Consider the following 6,597-nt stretch of genomic DNA (forward strand, 5'->3'; position numbering starts at 1 on the left):
GTCAGGCTCCTTCCTGGGCCCACTCGACGGGCCCCTGGTACGGGAAGAAGCGCTCCGCCACCGCGTCGGCGGACGCCATGCAGGACTGCTGCAAGTCACGCAGCAGGATGGGGAGTTGGTCCTCCAGCGCGTTGGTGTCGAGGTATTCGAGGCGGGTGCGCAGGCGGCCGATCGGGCGGCGCGCCGGGTCCTGGCGCGGGCGGCCGAGCGCGCTGAGGCACTCCTCCGCCGTGGTCAGCGCGTGCAGCGCCGAGCGCGGGAAGTCCCGGTCCAGGAGCAGGAATTCGGCCACGCGCGGGGTGTCGCCGAAACCGCCGTACACGCGCGCGTACGCCTCATCGGCACCCGAAGCGCTCAGCAGCGTCGGCCAGTCGGGCGCGTGCGCCGCGTCCAACACCCGTACCGCCAGCAGCCGTACGGTCATGTCGACCCGTTCCAGGCTCCGGCCGAGCACCACGAACCGCCAGCTGTCGTCCCGGCTCATGGTGGAGTCGGCGAGACCGAAGAACAACGCCGCACGTCTGCGCACCAGTTCCAGATAGGCGTAAGGGCCCGTACGGCGGGCCGCGAGGCGCTGGTCGGCCAGGGCGTGCCAGGTGGAGTTGAGGCACTCCCACATCTCCGAGGAGACGGCTTCCCGGGCGCTCCTGGCATTGAGCCGGGCCGCGCCGAGCGCGCCCTCGATGGAACAGGTCGAGCGGGCGTCGAAGGCGAGCTGGTCCAACACCTGCTGCATGTCGACGCGTTGACCGCCCGCGTCCACACCGAGGATCGCGTACAGCGACCGGCAGGCCAGGTCCTCGTCGCGCCAGGGGTCCTCCAGCATGCGGTGCAGATACGCGTCGAGGATGCGGCCGGTGGCGTCCGCCCGCTCGACGTACCGGCCGGTCCAGGTCAGGGCCTCGGCTATCCGGGACAGGATCACGTCGTTCACTGCTGCTGCGCCCCTTCCGGTACGACGGTGGGGTTGCCGTCGGGTCCGTGCTGACGTGGCGCGACCGCCGGGAGCGTGCCCTCGACGGCCGGCGCCGGCGGTTCGGCCGGGCCCTCCGCGAGCACCCAGGTGTCCTTGGAGCCGCCGCCCTGGCTGGAGTTGACGATCAGGTTGCCCTCCTGGAGCGCGACGCGGGTGAGGCCACCGGGCAGCACCCACACGTCGCTGCCGTCGTTCACGGCGAACGGACGCAGATCGATGTGGCGCGGTGCCATCCGCTCACCGGCGAGGGTGGGGGAGGTGGACAGGGCGACGGGCCGCTGGGCGATGAAGCCGCGCGGGTCGGCGGCGACGGCTTTGCGAGTGCGTTCGAGAGTCTCCGCGTCGGCCTTCGGTCCGATGACGATGCCCTGTCCGCCGGCGCCGTCGACCGGCTTGATCACCAGCTGGTCGATCTGGTCGAGGACCGCGTCCAACTGCCCGGGTTCGTCGGGTCGGTAGGACTCGACGTTGGGGAGAATCGGTTCCTCGGAGAGGTAGTAGCGGATCAGATCCGGGACGTAGGTGTAGAGCAGCTTGTCGTCGGCGATCCCGTTGCCCACCGCGTTCGCGAGTGTGACGTTGCCCGCCATGGCCGCGCCCATGATGCCGGGGCAGCCGATCACCGAGTCTGGGCGGAAATGCAGCGGGTCGAGGAAGTCGTCGTCCAGGCGCCGGTATACGACGTGCACGGGCACCTCGCCGCGGGTGGTGCGCATCCAGACGCGGTTGCCGCGGCTGACCAGGTCGTGCCCCTCGACCAGCTGCACGCCCATCAGCCGGGCGAGCAGGGCGTGTTCGAAGTAGGCGGCGTTGCTGGGCCCCGGAGTCAGCACCACGACCCGCGGATCCACCACCCCTTCGGGTGCGGCGGCGCGCAGGGCGGCGAGCAACCGTTGGGCGTACCCGTCGACGGGTACGACGTGCTGTTCGGCGAAGAGGGACGGGAAGACCCGGGTCATCGCCCGGCGGTTCTCGATGACGTACGAAACGCCGCTCGGCACCCGGACGTTGTCCTCCAGGACCCGGAAGGCGCCCTCCTCGTCCCGGACCAGGTCGATGCCGGCGACATGGATGCGCACGCCGCCGGGTGGCTCGACGCCGTGCGCGGCGCGGTGGAAGTGCGGGGAGTGGAGCAGCAGGCGCCAGGGCACCACGCCGTCCTCGAAGGCCCGGCAGGGCCCGTAGGCGTCGGCGAGGTAGGCCTCCAGGGCTCTGACCCGTTGGCTCACCCCGCGTTGTATGAGATCCCATTCGAGGGCGTCGAGGATCCGCGGCACCAGGTCCAGCGGCCAGGGCCGCTCCTCGCCCGCGAAGGCGTAGGTCACGCCCCGGTCGGTGAACGCCCGGGCCATCTGGTCGGCCCGGAAGCGCAGTTCGCTCGGCTCGATCGGTTGAAGTGCCGCCAGTACCGGCTCGTAGGCGGTCCTGACCTCGCCAGGCCGCTCGAACATCTCGTCCCACGCGTCGGCCAACGCGTACGCGTCAAATATGTCCGCCATGAGGGGACGTTAAGGGCGGTACGTAACACAACGATCACTCCGGCATTTCCGGGAGCGCACGCCCGGCGCGGTCCCGGGGGCGCGCACGGCGCCCGCCGCCCGGCGGAAGCAGACGTTCCGCACACCCCCAGGTTCCTGCACGGGGCCATCAGCTTGTTGCAACTCGACGGAAGGAGGCCCGTAAATACCCGGGCATACCGGCGTTTTTCCTGTGCCTCGACCGATTGAGCCGTGTTGCGGAGCCCGTGCGGTCCGCGCATAGTTGCGCTGCGATGGACGGCGGAACTCGGGGGTTGGGCGATGGCCGGGCACGGGACGGCGGAGCATCCGCACGGTGCCGACCGCTTGTGCGAGGCCGGGGACCGCGTGTACTCCCGGGCCGTACGACGGGGTCGTGTGCCGCGCCCGGACGCGGAGTCGGTGCCGTGCCTGCTGGAACTCGCCCTGCTGCACCCCGACCCCGACGACATGGACTGGCTGGTCCCGACCTCCCCGCAGGAGGTCATGACCCGGCTGCTGCGCGGGGTCTACGACGAGGTCAGCGGCAGCCAGCGCCGGGTGGGCTCGGCGGTCGCCGCCTTCGAGTGGTACGCCGGTCTCGGGCCGCCGGTGCCGACGGGCGCCGGCGAGGGGGCCGCGATCCGGGTCCTGGACGGACTCTCCCGCATCCAGGCGGCGATGGACGAGGCGACCGAGGCGTGCACCACCGAGGTCCTCACCGTCCAGCCCGGCGGCATCAGGCCCGAGCACGAGCTGACCGAGGGACTGCACCGCGCGCTCGCCCTGCGCGGCCGGGGCGTGCGCATGCGCGACCTGTACACGCACGTCGCCCGGCACGGCCAGGGCCTGCTCAACTACCTGGAGCTGATGGGCGACACGGTGGAGGCGCGAACCCTGGACGAGGTGATCGACCGCCTCATCCTCTTCGACCGCACGGTCGCGTTCATCCCGGCCAACGCGGACCGCACCCTCGCGCTTGAGCTACGGCACCCGGCGCTGGTCGGCTACCTGGGCACCGTATTCGACCGCCTGTGGCGCCTCGCGATCCCGCTCACCGCGGCGCTCCCCGACACCGGCATCGAGGGCATCTCGCACCGCGAGCAGTCCATCGCGGCGCTGCTGGCGGAGGGGCACCAGGACGCGGTGATTGCCGAACGGCTCGGCATAAGCGTCCGCACCTGCCGCGCCCACATCGCGCGCCTCTCGGAGACGCTGGGCGCGGCCAGCCGGGCCCAACTCGGCGTGCGGATAGCGCAGGTGGGGCTCGACAACCCGCGTCAGCCGGCCGACGTCGGCCCGCTCACCCTTCCCGGTCAAGAATCCCCGACCGCCCGATGAGATAGCCCAGCTGCGCCCGGCTCTCACTGCCCAGCGTCGCCGCGAGCTTGGCGATGTGCACGCGCGCGGTACGGACGTTCAGCCCGAGGCGCTCCGCGATGACGGCGTCCGTGTGGCCTTCGACGAGGAGGGCGGCTATGGCGTGTTGGCGGGGGGTTATGCCGTTGAGGGGGGCGGGCTCGACCGTTTCGGGGTACATCGGGGCGGCCATGTGCCAGAGCCGGTCGAAGGTGATGGCGAAGTAGTCGATCAGGACCGGGTGGCGCACTTCAAGGGCGAGCGTGCGGTCGGCGTTGGCCGGGATGAAGGCCACCGTGCGGTCGATCACGACGAGGCGCTCGGTGACCTGGTCGAGGGTCCGCGCCTCCGCGTCGCCGTCCAGCTGCTCGTAGCGGGCCGTCACGGCCGGCGAGTGGCGCTGGGTGTGCTGGTAGAGGGTGCGGATACGGCCGCCGCGGTCGAGCAGCGCCTGGTCCCGGCCGAGGCTCCTGGCGAGGCGTGAGGCGGGGTTGCGGCCGTCGTAGGGCTGGATGGCCAGGAGTTCGCGGGAGGCGTCGGCCATGGCGGCGGCGATGGCCTCGTTGATCCGGTCGAGTCCGCCGATCAGGCCGATGGCCGGCGGGTCCGTCGGGGCGGTGCGCTGTCCGTCGATGCGCATGAGCGGTTCGAACGTCTCGGCCAGTCGCTGCTCGCGCCGCCGCTCGTCGGCGATGCGGTCCGCCGAGGCGCTCAGCCGCCGGTGCAGGGCGAGGGCCGGGGCGACGGGCTCCAGGCGGTCGGGGTCCGTGGCGGCCGGGCTCAGCAGGCCGAAGTCGACGAGACAGGGGGCCGCCCGGACGTCCGCGCCGCTGACGTGCCCGGCACGCAGCGCTCGGCCGTACAGCTCCAGGCCCTCCTCGCACAGTTCCTCCGGACCGTGCCGGTGTGGCTGTGTCGTCACGTGTGACCTTCTTCTTCCTGCGGTTTCTTCTGTGGGTCAGGGCTCCTGCTTGAGGATCCCCGACTGGGCTATGAGGAACCCGAGCTGGGCGCGGCTGCCGCTGCCCAGCGCCGTCGCGAGCTTGGCGATGTGGGCCCGGCAGGTGCGCACGTTCATGCCCAGGCGCCGGGCGATCGCCTCGTCGACGTGGCCCTCGATGAGGAGCTTGGCGATCGAGTGCTGGATCTCGGTGATGCCGTCGGGGGCGGTCTCGTAGGGCGCGCCGGCGCTCAGCGGGACCGCGCGGTTCCACATGAACTCGAAGACCTTGATCAGGTAGCGGACGAGCCCGGGATGCCGGAGTTCGAGGGCGATCTCCCCGTCGTCGCGGGTCGGGATGAAGGCCACGGTCTCGTCGCAGATGATCAGCCGCTCGACGAGTTCGTCGATCGTCCGGTACTCGACCTTGCCGTCGGTGAACTGGGCGACGTAGGCCAGCGTCTCAGGGCTGTAGCGGGCCGGGTGCTGGTAAAGGGTGCGGATGCGGCAGCCGCGTTCGATCAGCGGCCGGTCGCGGTTGAGGCCCTGGGCGAGGGTGTGTTCGAGGCGGCGGCGGCTCGGCTGCACGGTGAGCATCTCGGTCTGGCACTGGGCGGTGGCCAGGTCGAGTGCCGCGTTGATCCGGTCCAGACCCTCCAGCACCGTGATGGAGTGCGTGGTCGCCGTGGACTGGGCGCTGAGCGTCATGAACGGCTCGAAAGCGTCGGCGAGCTCGATCGACATGCGCCGGCGCTGGGTGATCTCGCTCTCGATCGGGTTGAGCCGCTGAGCGAGGGCAATCGAAGGAGGTACCGGGCGTAGCCAGTTCGGGTCGTCAGGATCGGGATGAAGAAGGGCGAACTCCATCAAACAGGGTGCGGGTTCCACATCCGTACGGGCGACCCGTCCCGTCCGGAGAGCGTTCCCGTAGAGGCGTCGCCCTTCCGCGCACAGGTCGGTCAGCCCGTGAGGATGTGTCCGCTTAGTCTCATTTATTGTCAAATCTCCACCCCCCAGGGTCCTGAACGTGCAGGAACATGATGCATCGATTGTGTGGCCATGACGTGCCGGAATGGGCCATCGTCGTATTCGGACGGGGGAGAGGTGACCTTCAAATGAGGACGAAGCCGACTATGCATAAGAGAATGCTTCGCTCGGCGCTAGTCGCCGCCTTCTCCGCCGCTGTGATTTTCGGGGCGCTGGGCGGCTCTGCGGGTGCCGGCAACACCAAGGCGGACGACAGCACCTGGCGCACGACCACTGTGACTGCCGCCGGCGTCGGTGACAGTACCTGGATCGTCACGGCGTCCGACGTCCCGGGTGACAGCACCTGGGTGGCTCCGAGCGACAGCACGTGGGTCGCCGAGTCATGACCACTCCACCCGACGACCGCTCCTTCCGTCGCGAAATGGCCACGGCCTACCGCTCCGGCTGGCACTTCATCGATCTGGTCACCGCGATCCCCCACCCCGGGGACTCGCTCATGGTGACCGTCTTCGGAGAGCCGGTCGTCGTGACGCGGGACGAGGACGAGGACGTACGGGCCTACCGGTGTCTGCGGCGGCCTCGGGGGGCGCCGCAGCCCGTTCGATGTGCGATTCGGTACGGAATGATCTTTGTGAACCTTGATCAGCGAGACCATCGGCTGGTGGAACCGGAAGCCCCCAACCTACGGACCATCTCAGCCACCCCCCGCAGTGCCTGACGCGATTCCCCCGTCGTAACAGATCGCGCCGTCCGCCTCCTCGATCTCGACAGCATGGAGCGCATGAGCGGGAGGCATCCGGGATATCGCCGGTCCAGCGCCCGGGGTGCCTGCTTCCGGG

The 6,597-nt window shown here is 70.3% G+C and carries 7 protein-coding genes; 3 read left to right on the top strand and 4 right to left on the bottom strand.

All coding sequences use genetic code 11. The features are described 5' to 3' along the window. Position 1: 1 nt before the first annotated feature. Both ACWDR3_RS35840 and ACWDR3_RS35845 read right to left on the bottom strand, forming a co-directional pair. The gene (locus ACWDR3_RS35840) at positions 2-934 is read right to left on the bottom strand and encodes an alpha-E domain-containing protein (RefSeq protein WP_450356746.1); all 933 of its coding nucleotides are present in this window, start codon (positions 932-934) and stop codon (positions 2-4) included. Beyond that, a complete protein-coding gene (locus ACWDR3_RS35845) occupies positions 931-2,475 on the bottom strand; it encodes a circularly permuted type 2 ATP-grasp protein (protein WP_450356747.1) in 1,545 nt (514 codons plus the stop codon). Before ACWDR3_RS35845 ends, ACWDR3_RS35840 begins: the two co-directional genes overlap by 4 nt. 300 nt (positions 2,476-2,775) lie before the next feature. Between ACWDR3_RS35845 and ACWDR3_RS35850 the strand changes: the two genes are divergently transcribed. Further along, positions 2,776-3,813 (top strand): LuxR C-terminal-related transcriptional regulator, encoded by a 1,038-nt coding sequence (locus ACWDR3_RS35850; protein WP_450356748.1) that lies wholly within the window; start codon positions 2,776-2,778, stop codon positions 3,811-3,813. On the opposite strand, the gene ACWDR3_RS35855 is transcribed toward ACWDR3_RS35850, so the two are convergent. Continuing rightward, positions 3,776-4,753 carry a LuxR C-terminal-related transcriptional regulator gene (locus ACWDR3_RS35855; RefSeq protein WP_450356749.1) on the bottom strand — a complete coding sequence of 326 codons (978 nt, stop codon included), beginning with the start codon at positions 4,751-4,753 and terminating at the stop codon, positions 3,776-3,778. The genes ACWDR3_RS35850 and ACWDR3_RS35855 overlap by 38 nt on opposite strands. Before the next feature lie 36 nt (positions 4,754-4,789). Then, positions 4,790-5,773: a helix-turn-helix transcriptional regulator gene (locus ACWDR3_RS35860; protein ID WP_450356750.1), complete on the bottom strand. Its 984-nt coding sequence runs from the start codon at positions 5,771-5,773 to the stop codon at positions 4,790-4,792. 143 nt (positions 5,774-5,916) lie between these two features. Between ACWDR3_RS35860 and ACWDR3_RS35865 the strand changes: the two genes are divergently transcribed. Next, positions 5,917-6,144, top strand: coding sequence for a hypothetical protein (locus tag ACWDR3_RS35865; protein WP_450356751.1), 228 nt, complete (start codon positions 5,917-5,919; stop codon positions 6,142-6,144). Further along, positions 6,141-6,476, top strand: coding sequence for a Rieske (2Fe-2S) protein (locus ACWDR3_RS35870; protein ID WP_123998759.1), 336 nt, complete (start codon positions 6,141-6,143; stop codon positions 6,474-6,476). Before ACWDR3_RS35865 ends, ACWDR3_RS35870 begins: the two co-directional genes overlap by 4 nt. Positions 6,477-6,597 lie beyond the last annotated feature (121 nt).

This window comes from Streptomyces sp. NPDC001002 (assembly GCF_053599215.1).